Here is a 22109-nt window from a genome sequence, read left to right on the forward strand (position 1 = left end):
AGCAGGAGCAGGCGCCCGTGCGCCGGGCACGCCGCCGCCGTGCAGCCAGCAGCCCGCAGGGTGCCGCTGAAGTGACGGCTCCGGCAGGGGACTCTGCGCCGCAGGTCCAGGCACGCCACACCGTGACGGCCGAGCCCCGGCAGCAGGCCGTCCGTCAGGAAACCGCGGGCAGCCCCGCTCCGGTGATCCTGGGCGTAGGCGTACCGGCTTCGGAGCTGTAGCCGCCTCCCCCCGAAACCGCCGACGGGCGGCCTGGTCCCCTCGGACCGGGCCGCCCGCCGCGTTTTAAGGCTGTTAGCGGCCGGCTTCGGCGCGTGAATGCCCGGAACCGCGCTTCCATGGGATAAAGTAGACTCCGAGCAGTGACACCGGAAGTCGGTGGCGGGGGCTCACCGTATATGTGCAGGGTGTATCCACCGAGCGCATTTGCGGGTTGTGGCCCCTTAGCGTAGCCTTGAACTTCGGTGCGAACGCCTTCGAATCCGTTTTTCGGTACAGGGCGTGACTGCATGGCGCAAGGCGGGCACAAATCTGGCCCCGCTAAATGCGCATCCAAGTATTAAACGTCGAGAGAAGTGAGTTCCCAAGTGGTGTACGCGATTGTCCGCGCTGGCGGCCGCCAAGAAAAGGTTTCCGTCGGAGACCTCGTAACCCTGGACCGCGTCCCCGGTGGAGCCGGTAGCACCTTTGAGCTGCCTGCCCTGCTTTTGGTTGATGGCGACAAGGTCACCTCTGCTGCACAGGACCTGGCCAAGGTTACCGTGACTGCAGAAATCGTCGAGAACTTCCGGGGTCCGAAGATTGTCATCCAGAAGTTCAAGAACAAGACCGGCTACAAGAAGCGTCAGGGCTACCGCTCCTCGCTGACCAAGGTCAAGGTTACGTCCATCAACTCCTGATTCTCCTGCCGGCCCCAGGGCCGGGAACGCGGGTGTGATCCCGCCTGAGGGTTTCAATATCAGTTAGTAAAGGCAGGCAAAGAAATGGCACATAAGAAAGGTGCGAGTTCCACTCGCAACGGTCGCGACTCCAACGCCCAGTACCTCGGCGTAAAGCGTTTCGGCGGCCAGGTTGTCAAGGCAGGCGAAATCATCGTTCGCCAGCGTGGCACCCACTTCCACCCGGGTGAGGGTGTTGGTCGCGGAGGCGACGACACGCTGTTCGCCCTGGAAGCAGGAGCAGTTGAATTCGGCAGCCGTCGCGGCCGCCGCGTCGTGAACATCGTGGCTGCTGCAGCCGCCGAGTAATCACCGGCAATTAGCTTTTCCGACGGGGCGGGCCTTGATGGCCCGCCCCGTCGTTTTTTAAGCCAAGTAGAATTGGCATGATCAAGAAGTTCCTTTGAAGGAGAACCATGGCCAGTTTTGTAGACCGCGTAGTGCTGCATGTTTCGGGCGGTACAGGCGGCCATGGTTGCGTGTCCGTCAAGCGTGAGAAGTTCAAGCCCCTCGGTGGACCCGACGGCGGCAACGGCGGCGACGGCGGCGACGTCATCCTGCGCGTGGACGGCCAGACCACCACGCTGCTCGACTACCACCACGCCCCGCACCGCCACGCCACCAACGGCGGCAACGGTATGGGTGACTGGCGTGCAGGCAAGACCGGCGAAACCCTCGTGCTCTCGGTTCCGGACGGCACCGTGGTGAAGAGCAAGGACGGCGAAGTCCTCGCGGACCTGGTTGGCCAGGGCGCCGAGTACATTGCCGCTGCCGGCGGCCAGGGCGGCCTGGGCAACTCGTCCCTGTCCTCGCAGAAGCGCAAGGCTCCCGGCTTCGCCCTCCTGGGCATCCCGGGGGAGGAGCGGGACATTGTCCTGGAGCTGAAGTCCATTGCCGACATTGCTCTGGTCGGCTTCCCGTCAGCCGGTAAGTCCTCGCTGATTGCGGCGATGTCAGCGGCACGCCCCAAGATTGCGGACTACCCCTTCACCACCCTGATCCCGAACCTGGGTGTGGTGCAGTCCGGCGATGTCCGCTTCACCGTGGCCGACGTGCCCGGGCTGATCGAGGGCGCCTCCGAGGGCAAGGGCCTGGGGCACAACTTCCTGCGGCACGTGGAACGCTGTGCGGCACTGGTGCACGTGTTGGACTGCGCCGCACTGGAAACCGACCGGGATCCGATCGGTGACCTTGAAATCATCGAGCAGGAACTCGAGAAGTACGAAGTGGACATGAGCTACGCGGGCGCTGACGGCGACGTCGTACCGCTGAACCGCCGTCCGCGCCTGGTCGCGCTGAATAAGGTGGATGTGCCGGACGGCCGCGACATGGCCGAATTCGTGCGCCCCGAACTGGAAGAGCGCGGTTACCGCGTGTTTGAAGTATCCGCAGCCAGCCACGAAGGCCTGCGCGAGCTCGGTTTCGCCATGGCCGCGATTGTGCAGGAAGCCCGCGACTCGGTCGAGCAGGCTCCGCCGCGCGTCCAGCCGCCGGTCCTGAAGCCGCGATCGGTCAACGGCAAGGGCGGATTCAGCATCCGCCGCGAGGAGCGGAACCTGGAGCCCCTCTTTCGTGTCCTCGGTGAAAAGCCGGTCCGCTGGGTGCAGCAGACCGACTTCACCAACGACGAGGCCGTGGGCTACCTGGCAGACCGCCTGGCCAAGCTCGGGGTGGAGGAACGGCTGTTCAAGGAAGGCGCCAAGCCCGGCGACGCCGTAGTGATTGGCGAGGGCGACGGCGTGGTCTTTGACTGGGAGCCGACGATGATCGGCGGCGCGGAACTGCTCGCAGCCTCGCCGCGTGGCAGCGATATCCGCATTGAGGAATTCTCCCGCCCCACCCGCGAGGAGAAGCGCGAAGACCACCAGAAGCGCAGGGATGCCCGGGCTGCTGCCCGCGAGGAGCTGGAAAACGAGCGCCGGGCCGGTATCTGGACGGAATCGGTCAACTACAAGCACTCGTCCCGGCCGGCCGACACCGAGGGTAATGAAGCGGACTAAAGGCTTCACACACCGGCAGGCGGCCGGAACTAACGCATAGGCTGGGCAGGATATGAGTGAACACACCGAATTCGCCGCTCCTGCCCGCCGTGCGCTTACCTCCCGGTCCGGACTGGCACGTGCACGCCGCATTGTCGTCAAGGTCGGCTCTTCCTCCCTGACCTCCGTGGTGGGGGGAATCTCCGATACGGCGCTGCGTTCCCTGGCCGATGTGCTCTCCGCCCGGCACGCCCAGGGAACGGAGATTATCCTCGTCTCGTCCGGGGCCATCAGTGCCGGACTGGCCCCGCTGGGGCTGAGCAAACGCCCCACCCAGCTGTCCTCTCAGCAGGCTGCCGCCAGCGTGGGCCAGGGACTGCTGATGGCCCGCTACACCGCAGCTTTCGGCGAGCATGGTGTCACCGTAAGCCAGGTGCTGCTCACCATCGAGGACCTGATGCGCCGTGCCCACCATGCCAACGCCCACCGGGCCATGGAGCGGCTGCTGAACTTCGGCGTGCTGCCCATTGTCAACGAAAACGACGCGGTTGCCAGCCACGAAATCCGGTTCGGCGATAATGACCGGCTCGCCGCCCTCGTGGCTCACCTGGTCAAGGCCGATGCCCTCATCCTGCTTTCCGACGTCGACGCACTCTATGACGGCCCGCCTGCCGAAGGTGCCCGCCGCATTCCCGAAGTGACCGGTCCCAGGGACCTTGCCGATGTCCGCATTGGCCGCGTGGGCAAGGCCGGCGTGGGAACCGGCGGCATGGCCACCAAGGTCGAAGCCGCAACCATTGCCGCGGAGTCGGGCATCCCGGCGCTCGTCACGTCCACGGCCAACGCCGCCGCTGCCCTGGCCGGAGAGGACGTGGGCACCTGGTTCACCACCCGCGGCCGCCGCCAGTCCATCCGGCTGCTGTGGCTGGCCCACCTCGCCCGGATCCAGGGAACCCTGGTGCTGGACGACGGCGCCGCCCGGGCCGTGGGGGACCGGCACCGCTCACTGCTCGCCGCCGGAATTGTTGCCGTCAAGGGCTCCTTTGAGCCCGGCGACGCGGTGGCCCTGCAGGACGCCGCGGGACGCGTGATCGCCCACGGGCTGACCAACTACGGATCGGACGAGCTGCCTTCCATGCTGGGCCGGTCCACCCGGGAGCTCTCCCGCGAGTTGGGACGCGGCTACGAGCGCGCCGTAGTACACGTCAACGACCTCGTTCTGCTGCGCCAGCAGCAGGCACCGGCCCCCGAGACGGACGCCGGTACTGGACCTACACTGGGGGAATGACTTCCGTGAACACATCTGAAGTGAACACCGCGAACCTGGAAACGCCGACCGCCGGCAGCAGCGCGGATACCGGCCTTCCGGAATCCGGTGACACCGGCGTCGAGGCACAGGTATATGCCCTGGCCGACAGGTCACGCAGCGCGGCCAGGTACCTGGCCCGTGCCAACCGGGCCTGGAAGGACCGGGCCCTGGTGCGGATCGCCCGGACCGTGGAGGAAAAGCAGGAAGCCATCCTGGCAGCCAACGCCAAGGATGTTGCCGCGGGCCGGGAGAACGGCACCTCCCAGGCGCTGCTGGACCGGTTGTCGCTCACCCCGGAACGGATCACGGCGCTGGTTGGCGCCTTGGAGAACCTTGCCGGGCTGCCGGATCCCGTGGGGTCCGTGGCCCGCGGGCAGACCCTGCCCAACGGCCTGAGGCTGCGCCAGGTGCACGTGCCCATGGGCGTGGTGGCCGCCATCTACGAGGCCCGCCCCAACGTCACCCTGGACATTGCCGGACTCGCGCTAAAGAGCGGTAACGCCGTGATTCTTCGGGGCGGCTCTGCTGCAGCTGCGACAAACGCCGTGCTCGTGGACATTATCCGCGACGCACTCGAGGCGGAGGGACTGCCCGCGGACGCGGTACAGAGCGTTGACCGGTTCGGCCGTGAGGGAGCGAACATCCTGATGAAGGCCCGCGGGCGGGTGGATGTGCTGATTCCGCGCGGCGGGCGGTCACTGATCCAGTCAGTGGTCACCAACGCCACGGTCCCCGTGATCGAAACAGGGGAGGGCAACGTCCACATCTACCTGGACCGCAGCGCGCCGGTGGAGATGGCCGTGGACATCCTCCTCAACGCCAAAACGCAGCGGCCCAGCGTCTGCAACACGGTCGAAACCCTGCTCATCCACCAGGACGCCCCGGCAGCGGCCGATGTGCTGGCCGCACTGGCCGGGGCCGGGGTGCGCCTCCATGCCGATCCGCGCGCCATGGCACTGCTGCCGGCGGGAGTCACCGCCGAGCCTGCCGACGACGGCGACTGGGGGCGCGAATACATGGATATGGACCTGGCCGTGGCCGTGGTCGGGACCATGGACGAGGCAGTGGAACACATCCGCCGGTGGACCACGGGACACACTGAGGCCATCATCACCAATGACCTGGCCAACGCGGAACGGTTCATCGCCGATATTGACTCGGCCGCCGTCATCGTCAACGCCTCCACACGCTTCACCGACGGCGGTGAACTGGGCCTGGGCGCGGAGGTAGGCATCTCCACACAGAAGATGCACGCGCGCGGACCCATGGGGCTGAAGGAGCTCACCACCACGAAATGGATCATCCAGGGCGACGGGCATACCCGCGCCTAACGGACCCGCAGATGCTCTCCGGCCGCCCCCGGTGGCGTCCGGCTGCGATGTGCAGCGCGTTACGCGTACCATTGACTTAGAAACCGACCCCGCCGGCTACCCGGCGACTACTGCTCTCTAGGGGAGATACATGCTGATCCAGCTTACGGGCGCCGTGCTTACTGCTGCGGAAATGGCCGAGGAACACCACGTCGAACTGCCGGCGTCACCGTACGTCTACGGCGGAGTGATCTTCGCGGCGTTCCTGCTGATGATGCTGATCACGGTGTCCTTCACCAACGTCGGCAACCGGCATGAGGCAGAGGCAGAGCACGTAGATCCGCAGCGGCAGTTCCCCAACAAGCACGATCACGGCCAGGCCATTCAGGACTGACCTGACACGTGGAGTCAGCGGAGGCGTTCTTCCCCATGGGTGAACCGCAGAGCACCGATAGGAACGGTACACCCAGGGTTCGCCTGGGCGTGATGGGTGGAACCTTTGACCCGATCCATCACGGCCACCTAGTAGCGGCCAGCGAAGTGGCGTCCATGTTCAACTTGGACGAAGTCGTTTTTGTGCCCACGGGGGAACCGTGGCACAAGCCGGCCGCCCAGCAGGTCAGCCCTGCTGAGCACCGGTACCTCATGACGGTGGTAGCCACTGCCTCCAATCCACGCTTCACGGTCAGCCGGGTGGACATCGACAGGCCCGGCCCCACCTACACAATCGATACGCTGCGTGACTTAAAGGCGGCCCGGCCGGATGCCGAACTGTTCTTTATCACCGGAGCCGATGCCATGGCCCAGATCCTGTCCTGGAAGGACATCCAGGAACTATGGTCCCTGGCGCATTTTGTAGGTGTAACCCGTCCCGGGCATGTGCTTGAAGACGTCGGCCGCGAGGATGTCTCGCTGATGGAGGTGCCGGCCATGGCCATCTCCTCCACGGACTGCCGACGGCGGGTGGCTGAGGGGAAGCCGGTCTGGTACCTGGTACCGGACGGCGTGGTTCAGTACATCGCTAAGCACCGGCTCTATGCCCCCGCCGGCCAGGCGGCAAACCACGTGGAAACCAAAACAGAACCAGTAGCGTAAACACACATACCGGATGGGTAGGAAATGACTAACGGTCCAGAGTCTGCAGAAGCGCCGAGGCGCAGCCGTAGGGCGGCTGACGCACCGGTGGATTCGCCGGCCGGCCCGCGGGAACGTGAATCCCAGCAGCGTGCCCGCGACCGCGAAGCACTGCGTGCCTACAAGGCGCTGGCCGAAACGCCGGAACGCAGTGACTCCGGAACCGCTCCTCCCACCCGCCGCCAGCTTCGGCTGCAGCAGCAGCAGCGGGCTGCAGCGGCGAACACCAGGTCTTCAGCACCGGCGGCGCTGGGCGGGAATGACGCCGTAGCACCGGTTCCGGAAGCGACCTCCGTCCCGGAACCGTCGAAACCGGCGGCCGCTGCTACCTCCGCTGACGCGGCGCCCCTGCGCCGTGAACGCCGCCGCCAGCCGGCTGCCGATGCTGCCCGGGAACAGGTGTCCGAGGGCCGGACCAGGACTGAAACCGGACCCGACGCATCCGCCCGCGGTGGTTCAGCACAAGAGACAGTATCGGCAAAGCCCGTGCATGCCGGGGAGAAGACCGACTCGCCGAAGACCCCCGGGAAGCCGGCGCAGGGAGTCGAGTCCCGGCGTCGGGCCCGTAATGCCGGTGCGGGTTCTGCGGCCCCGGCAGCGGACGGCCCCGAAACGGAAAGCCCGGCGGCGCCAACCGCCGAAGCCCAGACCCCTGAAGCCCAGACCCCCGAAGCTCAGACCCCTGAAGCCCAGACCCGCTCAGCCCGGGAAGGCACCGGCCGGCCCGGAACCGCCAGGCCGGCCAAGGGTGCCGCGGGCGGTGAGACCGGCGGTGATCCCAACGCCGACATTGCCGGCATGACTGTTGAGCAGGCACTGGCCGCCCGCGAGGCACTCGAGGGGCAGGCCCGTAACCAGATCGCCGCCATGGAAGCCATGCAGGCGGATGATCCGCACGCGGTTGACCTTGAACTGCTGGCGCAGCAGAAAGCCCTGGCTGAGCGTGCAAAGGTCCTGAACCGCCGCACGGAGGCCATGCAGAAACTCTCCCGGGAAAACGAGGAGCGCAGGCCTTCCTCCAACGATCCGTCGACGGCGCACAATCTGGCCATGGTCACACCGCTGGAGTTTGTGAAGGTGCCCGGGATGGAACATCCCGTCATGAAGGCACCGCCCACCTCCCATGTGCCGATTGTGACGTCATCCACTCCCAAGGCGGATGCCCCGCCGGCGCGGTCCCTTCCCGTGGTCCCGGGCAAGGCGCCGACCAGGCAGCCTGCGGGCGCCCCGCGCCGCACTGCGGACGCCGCGGATGTGCGGCATTCCCGGATACTGGCCCGCGCCGATGCGCTGGTGAATCCGCCCTTGGCGTCCGAAGAGGCCGCACGGCCCGTCGGTGCCCGCAACGCCTTCGGCCTGGACCCACTTGATGTTATGACGGCCGGACTCGGCCGTACCCGGAAACTGCGTTTTGCCGTTTTCGGTGTTGCAGGTCTGGGCACACTTGCCCTGATCGTCGGAGTACTAATGATCGTCGGCGGCCTTGGCGGCTGACCGATTACACCAAGGAGAACCACTTTGAGCGCCACCGAATCATCCATCGCCATTGCACGGGCGGCGGCCAAAGCGGCGTCTGCCAAGATTGCCGATGACATTGTTGCTATCGACGTCAGTGAACGGCTTGCCATCACCGACGTTTTCCTCATCGCCTCAGCCTCGAACGAACGCCAGGTCAACTCCATCGTTGACGGCATCGAAGAGGAACTGTCCAAGATGGACCTCAAGCCGGTCCGCCGCGAAGGACGCAGCGAGGGCCGCTGGGTGCTCCTGGACTACGCAACTGTTGTAGTGCACGTCCAGCATGAGGAGGACCGGGTGTTTTACGCACTGGAGCGCCTGTGGAAGGACTGCCCGGCAGTTGACCTTCAGCTGGAAGACGCCCCTGCGGGCGGCGAGTAAGCACAGAGCATGAGTGCCCCTGCCCCCTGGGATCCCGGGTCCGCTTCCCGCCGGCTGGTGTTCTGGCGGCACGGGCGTACCGAGTGGAACCGGGTGGGACGGTTCCAGGGCCAGCAGGACATTGCCCTGGACGCGGGCGGTGAAAGGCAGGCGGCCCACGCCGCGCAGGTGCTGCGGCATCTGCAGCCCGATGCCATCATCTCCTCCGACCTGGGACGTGCCCTGAACACGGCCCTGGCCCTGGCCGCGCATACGGCACCGGCGGTAGTTCAGGACAAACGGCTGCGGGAGACCTACGCCGGGCAGTGGGAAGGGAAAACCTTCGCCCAAATAGCCGAGCAGGACGCTGCGATGCTGGCAGCTTGGTCTGCCGGTGTCGGCAGCGTCCGCGCCGGCGGCGGCGAAACACGTGTCGACGTCGGCATGCGCGTTGCAGAAGCGGTGAACGAGGCCGTGCAGGACGTGCCGGCCGGTGGCACCCTGGTGGCCGTGAGCCACGGGGGAGCGATCCGCGCGGGAATCTGTGCCCTGCTCGGGCTGCCCACTGAATCCTGGGCAGTCATCTCCAGTGTCTCCAACTGTCACTGGTCAGTGCTGCAGGAAACCCCGGACCGGCATGGCCATCCGGCCTGGCATCTGACCCAGCACAACGTGGGCCTGGACTCCCTCCCCACCGGACCGGTAGAGGGCTGAAAACCCCGCCGCACGGCCCGTTAAACCGGGCCCGGGCTGGATTTTGCGCTCCTGCCGATTTGTACTAAGGTAGAGGAGTTGCTTCGCCCCGGTCACCGGAAAAGTGAGGCGAACAACTCAAGTTTTGGGGCTGTGGCGCAGCTGGTAGCGCACCTGCATGGCATGCAGGGGGTCAGGGGTTCGAGTCCCCTCAGCTCCACCAAAACCTTCGGGAAACCGAAGGGTTTGCGGTGGAAAGAAATCCTCTGGATTACTACAACACTGAAATATTTGGGGCTGTGGCGCAGCTGGTAGCGCACCTGCATGGCATGCAGGGGGTCAGGGGTTCGAGTCCCCTCAGCTCCACCAAATATTCATGGAAAGTGCCTCGCCTTCGGGCGGGGCTTTTTTATTGCCGGAATGCCCCGGCCCCATGCGCGGCCGCTGGTCCGGATGGTGGCTGAGGTCACACATCCGGTTCACCTGGGGCCTATCCCTTCCTGTCCAGCCGGTCTAGGCTACTAATTGTCATAGTGACAATAAATAAGGACGTGGACGCCATGGACGCAATACTGGACTGGATGAATGCCCCGGCAGCAGATCTGCTCGGAGCGCCCGTCAGCTGGATAGAAGTTATCGGGTTTGTTACCGGTGCGGCCTGTGTCTACGGCGTCGCCCGGCAGCGGGCATGGAACTGGCCAATCGGCATCATCAACAACGTAGCCTTTATGATCCTGTTCTTCGGGGCCGGCCTCTACGGGGAGACCCTGCTGCAGGCTGTGTTCGCAGCCGTCTCCGTATATGGGTGGTACAACTGGGTCCGCGGAGCCAGGGATACCAACTCCACCGGGGACCTGCCGATCCGGGACGCAGGCCCCAGGGAGCTTGCGTGCGGGGTGGGGGCCGTAGCCCTGGCCACGGTGGCCATAGCCATGATCCTCACCCATGGAACCGACTCCGAGGTTCCCTGGCCTGATGCCTTTGTCCTTGCCGCATCGCTCCTGGCCACCTACGGACAGGCCCGGAAGATTTTCCAGCACTGGTACGCCTGGATTGTCATTGATCTGGTCAGCATTCCGCTGTACTTCTCCCGGGGCCTGAACCTCACCGCAATCCTGTACATGGGATTCCTGGCCCTCTGTATCTACGGGCTCGTTGATTGGAAGCGCACACGCAATGCTGCGGCCCCCGCCGCCGCGGCAGGAAAGGTCCCGGCATGAACCGCTATGGCCAGGGCGTCATCATCGGCAAGTTCTACCCGCCCCACGCCGGCCACCGGCACCTGATCGCCCGTGCAGCGGAGCAGTCGGACCGGCTGGCAGTGGTAGTGCTGGGCAGCCGGTTTGAAAGCATCACCTTGGAGGACCGGGTGAAGTGGCTTACGGCGGAATTCGGGCAGGGGAACGTCAGCGTCATCGGCATGCCCAACGATGCCCCCGTGGACTATTCCTCGGCGGCCATGTGGAAGGCCCACAACGAGTCGCTCCGCCTGGCCCTGAAGATGAATGGCATCACCTCCGTGGACGCGGTCTTCAGCTCGGAGGAGTACGGCTGGCAGCTCGCCGGCGACTTCGGTGCGGCCCATGTGCCGGTGGATCCTTCCCGCGTGACCCACCCGGTCAGTGGCACTCTATGCCGCGATGACCTTGCCGCGGCCTGGCCCAACATTATTGACCCGGCCCGGCAGGATCTGGCCGTCCGGATCATTGTGGTGGGCGCACAGTCCACCGGCACCACCACCCTTGCCCGTGCCCTGACAGCGCACTACCGCTCCCGCTATCCGGAGCTTGCCGACGTTCCGGAATACGGCCGGCAGTACACCTACGAGAAGTTCGCTGCGGCGCAGGCTGCCAGTCCGGGGTCCGCGCTCTCCGACATGATCTGGACCGCCGCGGACTTTGCCCACATCGGTGAACGGCAGAATCAGCTGGAAAACGATGCAGCGGCCCGGTGCCCCCTGGTCATAGCCGACACCGACGTCATCACCACCGCACTCTTCGAACGCGTCTACATCGGTGAACAGAGCTACGGGTCCTACCGCGCCGTCGAGCAATTGCCCCGACGCGATCTCTACCTCGTTACGGACCACGACGGCGTTGCCTTCGAGGACGACGGGTGGCGGGAAGCCGGGCACCCCCGGGAAGAGATGACGGAGTGGTTCAAGGAAGAGCTCACCACGGCCGGACACTCATGGGTCCTGATGTCGGGGGACCACGCCGAACGCCTGGCCACGGCCACCCGGATCACTGATCTGATCATCGAGGACCGGTTCCGCTTTTCGTCCCCGCCCTGGGCCACGCGCACGGTACTGGCAGGAGTCTGATGTCTCACGATGAATACCGCTTCCTCAGGGACTATGACCCGCGGGCCTACCCGTCGGTTGCCCTGGCAGCGGACCTGGTGGTTTTCGCCGTCTCGGCCGGAACGCTGTACACGGCAATGGTGCGCCGCCGCGACCGGCCCTGGGAGGGGGCCCTGGCCCTGCCCGGTGGCTTTGTGGGACCGGAGGAGGACGCCCTCGAGGCAGCCTGGCGTGTGCTGCGGGAAAAGACCGGCCTGGAGCTGGGGGAGCACCGCGCCCACGTTGAGCAGCTCGCGACCTTCAGCTCCCCCCGGCGGGACCCGCGCATGCGCGTGGTATCCGTGGCGCACCTGGCGCTGCTGGAAACCGACGGCAGGGCACTGCCGGTCCTGAGCGCCGGCACAGGGACCGCAACGGCGCAGTGGATGCCGGCGTACGAGGTCCTGGCCAATGAGAAGCCGGCCTTCGACCACCGGGACATCCTCACGGCTGCCGTTGAACGGCTCGCGGGCAAAATCGAGTACACACTTACCGGTGCAAAGCTGCTCCCGGAGGAATTCACGCTGAATCAGCTGCGCCGTGTCTACCAGGCCGTGTGGAACGTTCCCCGGCTTGATCCCGGGAACTTCACCCGGAAAATGGCGGGCGCGCTGCACGATACGGGCCGTAAGGCCGGCCGGGCCAAGGGTGCACCGGCCACCGTCTACACGGTTGCGGACGAGCACCTGAGTCCGCCCCTGGTCCGGCCCGCACGAAGGGACTAGGCGCAGCCCGCGGTCCGGGCGGGGCTGCGCGGCAGCTGTTTCCGGCCGGTTATGGCAGGCTGGGCGCATGAGTACTGGACCTTCTGCGCCGGGCGGAGCGGGCCGGCCGCCGCGCGATTCAGGAGACGCCTGGACGACGGCGCCGGATGGCCGGCGTTACTGGGGCCGGTTCGGTGCGGCGGGGCTGCTCGCTTTTGATCCGCAGCGCGGAATCCTGCTCCAGCACCGGGCGGGCTGGAGCCACCACGGCGGGACCTGGGCGCTGCCCGGGGGAGCCAGGCACCGGAATGAATCGGCGCAGGCCGCTGCCCTGCGTGAAGCCGCGGAGGAGGCAGGGGTACCGCAGGCGTCGATCCGTCCGCGGATGATGAGCGTCCTGGACCTTGGTGTCTGGACGTATTCCACCCTGCTGGGGGACGTGGTGCAGGCCTTCGAGCCGGTCATCAGCGATCCCGAGAGCCTGGCGCTGGAGTGGGTGCCGGTGGGGGAGGTGGAGTCCTTCCCCCTGCACCCTGCGTTCGCGCGCTCCTGGCCGCGTCTTGCCGCACTGCTCCAGATCCGGCCGGTGGTAGTGGTGGACGCAGCCAACGTTATCGGCTCCGTCCCTGACGGATGGTGGAAAGACCGTGCAGGTGCCGCTGCCCGGCTGCTGGCCGCGGTCGGGGACCTGCAAGCGCGCGGGATGCCGGGTCCGGTGCTTGATCTGCCGGAAGGGCTCTGGTTTCCCGGGTTCGTGGTTGTTGTGGAAGGGGCGGCCCGCGCGGTCGCCGAACCGGAACCGCCGCTCCGCCTGGTCCGGGCGGACGGATCCGGGGACGACGCCGTCGCCCTCCTGGCCAATCAGCTGGCCGGGAGCGGACACCGTGTCACGGTGGCCACCAGTGACCGGGAACTGGCCGAACGCAGCCGCCGGGCGGGCGCTTCGGTCATGAGTGCCGGTCAGTTCCGTGAACGGCTTGGGTATTAGCGGCCGGTTAGGATGCCAGCGGCCTCGCCGGCCGCGCTGCCAGACCGGCCTGCTTCCCCTCCGCGGTGCGGGGCGAAGTACGGTGCAGTGCAATTCCCGCTACGAGCAGGCCCTGCCCGGCGCAGTACGTCAGCATCACCATGCCGCTTGTCCAGTCCGGCATGGCCTCCGGCATAAAGATCCGGAAGGAGAGGATGGTGTCCGAGGCGAGGAACAGCAGGCCGCCCGAAGCCACTGCCTTGCCGCAGCGGGCCGCCGTCGCCGCCGTTCCGGCCAGCACAATTCCGTACGCTGCCACCGCCGGGGCGAGGGAGCCGAGGGCCGGCCACAGCGCCACCAGCATGGCTATCCACCACAGTGGAAATACCAGTGCCCAGCGGGGAAAGGGCCGGTCCGCGATGTGTCGGGTCATGAGCCAGATGTAGCAGATATGGGCGATCCCAAAGGATGCCAGCATTACCGGCAGTTCCGGTGCAAAGGGAAACAGGGTTGCTGCCCCGTCACCGAACCAGGAGAACAGCAGGGCTGCCAGCAGCAGCACTGCCGGCACCGCGAGGGAGCGCCCGGTCCGGGGACCGGCTCCCCGGAATGCCCAGACTGCGGCGACCGCCAGCAGCGGCATCAGGGTCAGCTTTGTCGGATCCGCTATGTCGGCAGCACCGGCGAACCTGGCACCCACATGGATCACGGAGAGCGCAATAAAGGGCACGAAGCCCCACCACCATCTCCGGGGGAGGGAAGGGGTCCGATCATGGGCGGGCATTGATGTCACGAAGGTTCCTTTGGCTCGGGCTGCCCCCATCCTAGGGTGCGGCCGGCTGGATAACGGGCAGGCGGAGTGGAGCCGCATGATGCGTCGTCATGGCCCCAGCACCCGGTCGAGATAGGCGTTGGCAAAAACCCGGTCCGGATCCAACCGGTCCCGAACCGCCAGGAAATCCGTGAAGTGCGGATACCGGCCGGCCAGGTCCGCCGCGGTAAGGGTATGCAGCTTCCCCCAGTGGGGCCGCCCGCCGTGTGCCAGCATCACCTCTTCGACGGCGTCGAAATAGTCCCGGTACTCCTCCCGGTAATACCGGTGTACGGCAATGTAGGCGGTGTCCCGTCCGTGGGCAGTGGATAGCCAGAGTCCGTCGGCCGCCGCCCAGCGCACTTCCACCGGAAACGAAATCCGCCACCGGCGCTCCCGGACCAACTGTCGCAGGGCCGTGAAGGCGGACTCCAGCCGTGCCGCAGGCAGGGCGTACTCCATTTCCCGAAACCGCACCGTGCGCCGCTGCGCAAATACCCGGTCAGAGGCGTCAGCGTAGTCCCGGCCACCCAGCATCCGGGCGGCCGCGCGGTTCACCGCCGGGATAACTGCCGGCGCTGCCCGGCCTGCGGCGCAGGTGGCACGGAAGACGGTGTTGGACAGCAGGGTCTCGTCCAGCCACCGCCCCGCAGGGGACAGCGCCCTGACCTGTGCCGTGCCCGGCAGGCGGGTATTGGTTTTAGTGGCGGCGCGGTCTGTGTGGGGAAACCAGTAGAACTCGAAATGATCCGCCGCCTTCACCCGGTCCGTGAGTCCGGCAAGGACCTCCGCCAGCGGTTCGGACCGTTCTTCGGCGCGGAGGACAAAGGCAGGTACACATTGAAGGGTTACATCGGCAATCACCCCGAGCGCACCCAAGCCCAGTGCGGCGGCTGGAAGCAGCGGATCATCGTGGGTCAGGTCCAGAAGCCCGCCGTCAGGCTGGACCAGGGTCAGGCCGCGGACCTGCGTTGAGAGCCCGCCGAACGCCGCACCGGTACCGTGAGTGCCGGTGGAGATGGCGCCGGCGAGTGACTGCCGGTCGATATCCCCGAGATTGGGCATGGCCAGCCCATAGGGTGCCAGCAGCGCCGGGACCTGGTACAGCCGGGTGCCGGCCAGCAGCCGTACCCTGCCCGTTGCGGTGTCTGCACTGACCAGCCCCTGCAGGCCGTCCAGGTTCAGCTGGACTCCGTCGGTGGCGGCAGCAGCCGTAAAGCTGTGTCCGGCGCCCACCGCCTTCACCCTCAGTCCGGCAGCTGACGCCCGGGCCACGCTGCGTTGCAGATCTGCCATTCCGGCGGGACGTTCGCTCCGCAGCGGTACAGCGGTGACGTTCCGCCCCCAGTTCCGCCACACGTTATCCACGCTCACAGGAACGCCTTCCCTTCGCCACGGTAGGTGGGCAGCACTCCGACTACCTCCCCGGACTCCACCAGATGGTATTCATTGACGTGTTCGGCCGGCTCACCGCTCTTGGGGTGGCGGAACCAGACCCGGTCCCCGGGGCGCAGCCGACGTGCTTCACCGCCGCGCAAAGGGGTCTGCACTTCACCGGCTCCTTCCCGCGGCAGCAGGCTCAGTCCCGGCGGCCAGACAGGCTGCGGGACGCGGGATGCTCCCGGGGGTCCGGAACCGATCCACCCTCCGCCCAGTATGGTGGCGGTATCCGGTGCGGGCCGGCGCACGACGTCGAACGCGAAGGCCGCCGCGGGGGCGGGGGAGAAGGAACGGTAGGTATCAAAGAGGTGCCCGGCAAAAAGGCCGGACCCCGCGGTGATCTCGGTCACGGAGGCATCTTCGCGGGTTGCCTCCACGGAGCCGGTGCCGCCGCCGTTGACGAATTCAAGATCCGCCAGGTTCCGCAGCTCCCGGGCAATCCTGCCCCGCCGCGCGCGGAGCTCCGCCATGGACCGGGACTGGATGCGGCGCATCAGGGCATTTCCCGCCCGGGCGCCGGGAACGGCATCGCCCACGCCGGCGACCTGCGCTTCGTACATCATCAGGCCCACCAGTTGAAACCCCGGGCGGGCGGCTATCCGGGCGCCCAGCCCCACGGCGTCGTCCGGACGGTGCAGGGGAGAGCGGCGGGTTCCAATAAAACCCAGGACCGGCGCCTGCCAGGACGCGTCCACATCCAGGCAGATCCGCACAGGCGCGCGCCGGCCGGGGGGAGCCAGGGAATCCACCAGGTCCAACTGGGATTCCTCATCCACCATCAGGGTCACCCGTGCAGCGAGCCGGTCGTCACCCAGCAGGCGGCTCAGGGACGCACGGTCGGTGCTGGGATAGCCCACCAGGACGTCAGCACAGGACTCCGCCAGCCATAAGGCCTCCGCCAGTGTGTAAGCGAAAACGCCGCGGAACCCCGGAGCCCGGAGCAGGGACTCAATAATGCCGCGGACACGCAGTGATTTGCTGGCGATCCTCAGCGGGACGCCGTCGGCACGCCGAACCAGGTCAGCCGCGTTGAAGCGCAGGGCCTCCATGCCCAGCACTGCCACGGGCGCCGGAAGCCCGGCTGTCGCATCGGACAGGGAAGGCCAGTACGCCGCGGGATTTAGCCAGGGGCGGGGCGGGGCACTGCTGCTTTCCTGTGCGGACTGCGGAAAGAACTGCAGTCCGCCTTTCCGGCTTCCGCCGCTGACGTTGCCGGCCATGTTCCCTCCTCCGTTTTGGAACAGCCTAAACGCGGTGTCCAGCGGTGCGGAGACAGGCGCGCGGACGCCCCGGGAGTCAATACGGCGGACAGATTACGGAACGGTCACAGCGAAATACCAGCATTCCGGGTTAGGGTAGTCACATCTACAGAACGAATCCGTTCACCACCTCGGCTGGGAAGTCGCAGACGACCAGAAGGCCGAATGAGCATAACCGCACCCCCCACTGCACCCGTAAATGAAGAGCCGAGTGAAAAGAAGCCCCGCCGGGCCAGTATCACCAGCACCTACTCCGGACTGCTTAAGGCCGTCCGTGACGAGGGCCTGCTGAAGCGCCGGCGGTCTTTCTACATCACCACCGCCGCATTCCTGTTCGCCGGACTTATTGCCGCTGCAACGGGATCATTCTTTATCGGGGAAAGCTGGTTCCAGCTGCTGATCGCCGCCGCACTGGGGGTGCTGCTGACCCAGCTTGCTTTCATTTCGCACGAGGCTTCGCACCGCCAGGTGTTCGAATCCGGTCCGGCAAATGACCGGGCGGGCCGCTTCCTGGCCAACGCAGTGGTGGGCATCAGCTACCAGTGGTGGATGAACAAGCACAGCAGGCACCACGCCAACCCGAACACCGTGGGCAAGGACCCGGACATCGAGATGGACACCATCTCCTTCCTGCCGGAACAGGCCGCGCGGCAAAAGGGTTTTATGGCATGGTTTGCCCGCCGGCAGGGATGGCTGTTCTTTCCGATTCTGATGTTTGAAGGCATCAACCTGCACGTCACCTCCATCCGGCACCTGTTTTCCAAGAACGCGGTCAAGGGCCGGGCCTGGGAAATCACCGTTGTCCTGCTGCGGCTGAGCCTCTACCTGGCAGCTGTCTTCTTCTTCCTTCCCGTGGGCATGGCGTTCGCGTTTATCGGTGTCCAGATGGCAGTGTTCGGCGTGTACATGGGCGCTTCCTTTGCCCCGAACCACAAGGGCATGCCGATCATTCCGAAGGACTCCAAGGTGGACTTCCTCAGCCGGCAGGTGCTGACCTCACGCAACATCGTGGGCCGCGGCATGAACACCCTGATGGGCGGGCTGAACTACCAGGTGGAGCACCACCTCTTCCCCAGCATGCCCCGGCCGCACCTGGCCCGGGCCAGCGAACTGGTCAAGGAACACTGCGCCAAGCACTCCATCCCCTATACGGAAACCACCCTGCTGCAGTCCTACGGGATTGTGGTGAAGTATCTGAACAAGGTGGGCCTTGCGGCCCGCGATCCGTTCGACTGCCCGGTGACAACGAAATACCGGGTCTAACGCAGGGAAGCCGATGCGGCCGCCGGAAACGGCGGCCGCCCGTTTCTGACAGACTGGGAAAATGGCACACAACACGACGGACCGTCCCGCCGGGAAAACCCCGGTTGCCCACCTCGGTATGCGCCTGGAGGATTCCCTGCATGCGTGGCGTGAGGAACATGCCCGAAAGCGGGGAGACGTTCAGACTGTCCTGCCGTTCACCGGGTACGGTTCCACCACCTGGGTGCGGGTGCTGGGCCGCGTCGTCCTGGCCAAGCCCGGATACTTCCGCGGAAACGAAAAATCACTGGCGTCCAAGGCCATTGCCGACGGCATCCGCGGCTGGCGCAACTTCATCAGCCCCCCGGTCAACAAGGCCACCATCACTGTTCAGGTGGGGGACAGCAAGCACGTAGTCACCGCGGACCGCGGCGGCGTGATTGATGTTCGCCTGCCGGCGCAGATGGAGCCCGGCTGGACCACCGTGACCCTGCATTCCGAGGACGGGGAAGAAACGGTGGCCCCGGTCTATGTGGTGGATCCTGCGGCCAGGGTGGGTGTGGTTTCAGACATTGACGACACCATCATGGTCACCGCCCTGCCGCGGCCGATGCTGGCAGCCTGGAACACCTTTGTGCTGGATGAACACGCACGTACCCCCACCCCCGGCATGGCCGTGATGATGGACAGGCTCGCCCGCCAGAATCCGGTAGGCCCGGTCTTTTACCTCTCCACCGGAGCATGGAACGTGGCAGCAACACTGACCCGTTTCATCACGCGGAACCTTTACCCTGCCGGCCCCCTGCTGCTCACCGACTGGGGCCCCACCACCGACCGCTGGTTCCGCAGCGGTCAGGCACACAAGCGCACCCAGCTGGCCCGCCTGACGGAGGAATTCCCGGACATCCAGTGGCTGCTGATCGGCGACGACGGCCAGCATGATGAAGAGATCTATGCCGCCTTCGCGCAGGAGCACCCCGACAAGGTGCGGGCTATTGCCATCCGCCAGCTCTCTGCCGGCGAAGCGGTCCTGGCTGGCGGACGGACGGGCCGTCCCGGCCAGACACCGGTTGACGTGCCGTGGATCTATGCACCTGACGGGGCGGGAATGTCACGGCAGCTGGCCGAGCTGGGCCTGCTCACCGAGGCCGAATAGGGGAGGGGCCGCGCCGCGGGTCCGCCGCGGAGTCAGGCCCGGTCTGCCTTGGTGACCGCTACTTCCCAAACCGTGCCTTCGGTCCCGGTGGCCGTGATCTGCAGTTCACGCTCACCCGTCGTTATGTCCTGTTCCAAGCCGCTGATGTCCATGGTGGTGGTATGGGTCAGGCCCTCGGTCATGGGGCAGGTCATCTGCACAAAACCGATCCGCGCAACCTCTACCCTGATGGTGTCCTCCCGGTCGCAGGCCACCTCGAACTCGAGGGCCTCCGAATCCGTGGTGAGTCCTTCGACCGTCATGGAGCCGGGCGCGCCGTCGTCGTTGGTCTTGATCCGCGTGACGAGCGGGCCCCTGTCCCGGGGTGCAGCGGCAGGCGTACCGCTCACCGATCGGGTTTGCTCTGTCACCGGGACGTCAGTGGCGCCGGTGTCCGTGGAACGGGTGCCTGTCTCCGTTCCGGAACATCCGGAGGCGGCCATGACGGCCACCGCCATGGCGGCGAATATCGTGCCGGTACTCCTGTGCATTTTCGCTGGCATTTGGTTCCCCCTGTACTCGGGAGGCCCACCATAAATGTCTGCCCGGATTCACGGGCGGCCGACCCCAACGGATGGTGCGTCAACTTTCCACTATGTAGTGCGAGTCTGCCACTGTGCGGAAAAGTGTCAACCGTTGCCTGCGGGTACAGGGTTCCATGAGGGCCGCCCTTCCCAGCGCTGCTGCGGGATTCAGACATTGGAAAGAATTGTTCCCGATGTCCTGCAACTACTGTTCGGCCACCGTACTAACGGTGCGCAGGATGCGGCGAAGGTCCATGGCCATTGCCGCGGTGGCATCTACCGGACTGTCAGCGGAACCCGAGGTGTTCACCAGGCGCACCAGCTCGACCAGGGACTCGGTGGCCGCCGCGTGCTCGTCGCTTTCCGGATCCCAAACCTCCACGGCTTCAGCGCACGCCGCCACGGCCCTGGCCAGCGGCTCGGCCAGCGGCGCCGGGACTGCCACGTTCTCCGGGTTGCGCCAGATGGCGTCCGTGAGCACGTCTGTCATGTCCTTAACGTGTGCCGTTGCGCGCTCCATCGCCCGCAGGGCCCGGTAGTCGGCGTCGAAGTCGCGCCGGTACTTGCGGCTGCGGATATTTCCGTGGCGGCTGCTGTCAGCCAGTTCCACGGCCTCCCGAACCTCGCCGGTAAGCCCGTCCAGCTCGCTTTCGCGACGGGACCATTCCTCATGCTCCGGCGGCCAGGTTTCTCCCAGGGCGCTGCCCATGTCCCGCAGCTGCCTGGCAAGTGACTGGCGCAGGGCCACGAGTCCGTTCACGACGCCGTTCAGGTGCAGCGGCGGGAACACGGTGGCGTTGACGACCAGCCCGACGACGACTCCGACCAGCATCTGCACCATATAGCCGAAGGAATACCCGTCCGGATCATCACCGCCTAGTACCAGTACAAACAGTGCGGCGACAGGCACGTAATCCCGGCCCGAGGCGCCCAGATGGGGCAGGCCGGCCAGCAGGACGCCGAGTCCCACAATCAGGGAAATGGTCAGGACATTCGGGGCACCGAAGAGCAGCGCGCCCAGGGCCAGGGCCATGCCCACCACGAGACCGGCCAGGGTCTGCAGGCCGGTTCGCAGGGAACCGAAGACGGTGGGATACATGCTCACCAGCGCGCCCAGCGGTGCGTAGTACGGGTACTGTGATGCCACCCCGGGGACGTGCGGGGCCAGGGTCCAGGCAATGCCGACGGCGATGGCAGCCTTCAGTGCGAGCTGAAGGCGCGTGTAGCGCAGGAAGCCGGTAACCCGGTTGGTGACGGCACTGAATGACCGTTTGTAGAGGGACTGTTCGCCGGTGGTCATTAGGCCAGTATTGCCCCGGCGGTGCCGGGACGACGATTTTTCAGCCGTCCCGGCTGCCGGATGTGGGCAGCGGCACAATGCTCCGACTGCCCAAAACGTCCGCCAGCCGGTCCAGGAACAGGCGCACCTGCACGTTCTGTTCGTGAATAAGAAGGGCGAAAATGCTGCGGGCCAGCCGGATCTCCGGCACGTCCAGCACCACCGTCCCCGCGGGCCGGTTCAGCATGGCCAGTTCCGGCACCAGGGCCGCGCCCAGGCCTGCCGCGGCCATGGCCAGGCTGGCGTTGAAGTCATCGCACCATGCAGAGACCCGGGGGTGCAGGCTGCAGCTGGCAAACAGCCGCTCAATCACCAGTGCATCCGGCGTGCCGGGATGATGCATGATCCAGGGCATGCCGGCGAGCTGCTCGGCAGTGACTTCCGCGCCGTCGCGGATTCCCCAGGACTCCGGCAGCACCACCCTGAAATTGTCATCCCCGAGCCACTGGCGGCTGATCGTGGACGGCCAGGCAAGTCCGCCCTGACCCACCTGGTACACCAGTGCGACGTCCAGATCCCCGCCGGTGCGCAGTCCCTGGATGGTTTGGGCGGGCTCGGCAACGGAGAGCTTCAGGCTGATGCCCAGCTCCTGCCAGCCGGGAGAGGAGAGCAGCTCCGGCAGGGCGAACGTGGCGAGGCTGGGAAAAATACCCAACCGCAGTTCGTGTCCGGTGTCCTGGCCGGTACGCGCAGCTGCGGCCAGAAGTGCGTCCATGTCCGTCAGCACCTTCGCGGCGTGCCGGGCCATCACAACAGCGGCCTCAGTGGGGGAGGCCGTGCGGGCAGAGCGGACAAACAGCTGGGTGCCCGTGTCCCGCTCGAGGGCGGACATCTGCTGCGACACGGCGGAGGCGGTGTACCCCAGGCGCAGGGCTGCGGCGGCGAAGGAGCCGGTACGGAGCACCTCAAGGAGGGTCTTCAAATGGATCGGGTTCACCATGCCAGCTCCTTCTTCGTTGCCCCGGGGCGTCGACCACAATATCTAGTGTTCGGGGGTACTAGAGGCGACACGCCCACGGTACGCGACACGCAAGCATCTTGCCGAT

At 66.2% G+C, this 22109-nt stretch carries 23 protein-coding genes and 2 tRNA genes; 19 read left to right on the forward strand and 6 right to left on the reverse strand.

From position 1 onward, the window contains the following. The 17 genes from AC5RVB_RS08840 to AC5RVB_RS08920 form a co-directional block, all read left to right on the forward strand. Positions 1–221, forward strand: a 221-nt coding sequence (locus AC5RVB_RS08840; protein ID WP_494142506.1) for a hypothetical protein, incomplete at its 5' end; no start/stop codon positions are given. Positions 222–587: 366 nt separating this feature from the next. Continuing rightward, positions 588–899 carry a 50S ribosomal protein L21 gene (rplU, locus tag AC5RVB_RS08845; RefSeq protein ID WP_146361875.1) on the forward strand — a complete coding sequence of 104 codons (312 nt, stop codon included), beginning with the start codon at positions 588–590 and terminating at the stop codon, positions 897–899. 84 nt (positions 900–983) lie between these two features. Then, complete coding sequence (rpmA, locus tag AC5RVB_RS08850) at positions 984–1247, forward strand: 50S ribosomal protein L27 (RefSeq protein ID WP_104053918.1); 264 nt, start codon at positions 984–986, stop codon at positions 1245–1247. Between the two features lie 107 nt (positions 1248–1354). Beyond that, positions 1355–2938: a GTPase ObgE gene (gene obgE, locus AC5RVB_RS08855; RefSeq protein WP_227901589.1), complete on the forward strand. Its 1584-nt coding sequence runs from the start codon at positions 1355–1357 to the stop codon at positions 2936–2938. Positions 2939–2990: 52 nt separating this feature from the next. Continuing rightward, a complete protein-coding gene (gene proB, locus AC5RVB_RS08860; RefSeq protein WP_227927677.1) occupies positions 2991–4205 on the forward strand; it encodes a glutamate 5-kinase in 1215 nt (404 codons plus the stop codon). Further along, complete coding sequence (locus AC5RVB_RS08865) at positions 4202–5557, forward strand: glutamate-5-semialdehyde dehydrogenase (protein ID WP_494142507.1); 1356 nt, start codon at positions 4202–4204, stop codon at positions 5555–5557. Before proB ends, AC5RVB_RS08865 begins: the two co-directional genes overlap by 4 nt. A gap of 130 nt (positions 5558–5687) precedes the next feature. Further along, the gene (locus AC5RVB_RS08870; protein WP_227901593.1) at positions 5688–5930 is read left to right on the forward strand and encodes a hypothetical protein; all 243 of its coding nucleotides are present in this window, start codon (positions 5688–5690) and stop codon (positions 5928–5930) included. A 35-nt stretch (positions 5931–5965) separates the two neighbouring features. After that, positions 5966–6631, forward strand: a complete 666-nt coding sequence (gene nadD, locus AC5RVB_RS08875) for a nicotinate-nucleotide adenylyltransferase (protein ID WP_227901965.1) — start codon at positions 5966–5968, stop codon at positions 6629–6631. Between the two features lie 24 nt (positions 6632–6655). Next, complete coding sequence (locus tag AC5RVB_RS08880; protein WP_494142508.1) at positions 6656–8164, forward strand: hypothetical protein; 1509 nt, start codon at positions 6656–6658, stop codon at positions 8162–8164. Positions 8165–8188: 24 nt separating this feature from the next. Continuing rightward, positions 8189–8569 carry a ribosome silencing factor gene (gene rsfS, locus AC5RVB_RS08885; RefSeq protein ID WP_227901596.1) on the forward strand — a complete coding sequence of 127 codons (381 nt, stop codon included), beginning with the start codon at positions 8189–8191 and terminating at the stop codon, positions 8567–8569. A 9-nt stretch (positions 8570–8578) separates the two neighbouring features. Beyond that, positions 8579–9262, forward strand: coding sequence for a histidine phosphatase family protein (locus tag AC5RVB_RS08890; protein ID WP_494142509.1), 684 nt, complete (start codon positions 8579–8581; stop codon positions 9260–9262). A gap of 126 nt (positions 9263–9388) precedes the next feature. Next, positions 9389–9464 (forward strand) — tRNA-Ala (locus AC5RVB_RS08895). A gap of 70 nt (positions 9465–9534) precedes the next feature. Next, positions 9535–9610, forward strand: a tRNA-Ala gene (locus tag AC5RVB_RS08900). A gap of 164 nt (positions 9611–9774) precedes the next feature. Next, a complete protein-coding gene (gene pnuC, locus AC5RVB_RS08905; protein ID WP_494142510.1) occupies positions 9775–10461 on the forward strand; it encodes a nicotinamide riboside transporter PnuC in 687 nt (228 codons plus the stop codon). Further along, positions 10458–11564 (forward strand): AAA family ATPase, encoded by a 1107-nt coding sequence (locus tag AC5RVB_RS08910; RefSeq protein ID WP_494142511.1) that lies wholly within the window; start codon positions 10458–10460, stop codon positions 11562–11564. Before pnuC ends, AC5RVB_RS08910 begins: the two co-directional genes overlap by 4 nt. After that, positions 11564–12307, forward strand: a complete 744-nt coding sequence (locus tag AC5RVB_RS08915) for an NUDIX hydrolase (protein WP_494142512.1) — start codon at positions 11564–11566, stop codon at positions 12305–12307. Before AC5RVB_RS08910 ends, AC5RVB_RS08915 begins: the two co-directional genes overlap by 1 nt. A 67-nt stretch (positions 12308–12374) precedes the next feature. Next, a complete protein-coding gene (locus tag AC5RVB_RS08920; protein WP_494142513.1) occupies positions 12375–13274 on the forward strand; it encodes an NUDIX domain-containing protein in 900 nt (299 codons plus the stop codon). Positions 13275–13281: 7 nt separating this feature from the next. Here the strand turns inward: AC5RVB_RS08920 and AC5RVB_RS08925 are convergent, their stop codons facing one another. From AC5RVB_RS08925 to AC5RVB_RS08935, 3 genes are all read right to left on the reverse strand, one after another. Then, positions 13282–14037 (reverse strand): lysoplasmalogenase family protein, encoded by a 756-nt coding sequence (locus tag AC5RVB_RS08925; protein WP_227901966.1) that lies wholly within the window; start codon positions 14035–14037, stop codon positions 13282–13284. Positions 14038–14133: 96 nt separating this feature from the next. Beyond that, positions 14134–15438 (reverse strand): D-arabinono-1,4-lactone oxidase, encoded by a 1305-nt coding sequence (locus tag AC5RVB_RS08930; protein ID WP_494142514.1) that lies wholly within the window; start codon positions 15436–15438, stop codon positions 14134–14136. Beyond that, positions 15435–16724, reverse strand: a complete 1290-nt coding sequence (locus tag AC5RVB_RS08935) for an alanine racemase (RefSeq protein WP_290244940.1) — start codon at positions 16722–16724, stop codon at positions 15435–15437. The genes AC5RVB_RS08930 and AC5RVB_RS08935 overlap by 4 nt, the downstream gene beginning before the upstream one ends. A gap of 204 nt (positions 16725–16928) precedes the next feature. Here AC5RVB_RS08935 and AC5RVB_RS08940 point away from each other — a divergent pair, with 204 nt between their 5' ends. Both AC5RVB_RS08940 and AC5RVB_RS08945 read left to right on the forward strand, forming a co-directional pair. Next, the gene (locus tag AC5RVB_RS08940; protein ID WP_227901608.1) at positions 16929–18026 is read left to right on the forward strand and encodes a fatty acid desaturase family protein; all 1098 of its coding nucleotides are present in this window, start codon (positions 16929–16931) and stop codon (positions 18024–18026) included. A gap of 61 nt (positions 18027–18087) precedes the next feature. Continuing rightward, positions 18088–19161, forward strand: coding sequence for an App1 family protein phosphatidate phosphatase (locus tag AC5RVB_RS08945; protein WP_227927686.1), 1074 nt, complete (start codon positions 18088–18090; stop codon positions 19159–19161). 32 nt (positions 19162–19193) lie between these two features. Here the strand turns inward: AC5RVB_RS08945 and AC5RVB_RS08950 are convergent, their stop codons facing one another. The 3 genes from AC5RVB_RS08950 to AC5RVB_RS08960 all read right to left on the reverse strand — a co-directional run bounded on the left by AC5RVB_RS08950 (position 19194) and on the right by AC5RVB_RS08960 (position 22003). Next, positions 19194–19550: a hypothetical protein gene (locus tag AC5RVB_RS08950; RefSeq protein WP_290244942.1), complete on the reverse strand. Its 357-nt coding sequence runs from the start codon at positions 19548–19550 to the stop codon at positions 19194–19196. 379 nt (positions 19551–19929) lie between these two features. Further along, a complete protein-coding gene (locus tag AC5RVB_RS08955; protein WP_227901612.1) occupies positions 19930–21024 on the reverse strand; it encodes an FUSC family protein in 1095 nt (364 codons plus the stop codon). A gap of 40 nt (positions 21025–21064) precedes the next feature. Continuing rightward, the gene (locus tag AC5RVB_RS08960; RefSeq protein WP_227901613.1) at positions 21065–22003 is read right to left on the reverse strand and encodes a LysR family transcriptional regulator; all 939 of its coding nucleotides are present in this window, start codon (positions 22001–22003) and stop codon (positions 21065–21067) included. Positions 22004–22109: the final 106 nt, after the last annotated feature.

The organism is Arthrobacter sp. Y3225209 (assembly GCF_059090685.1).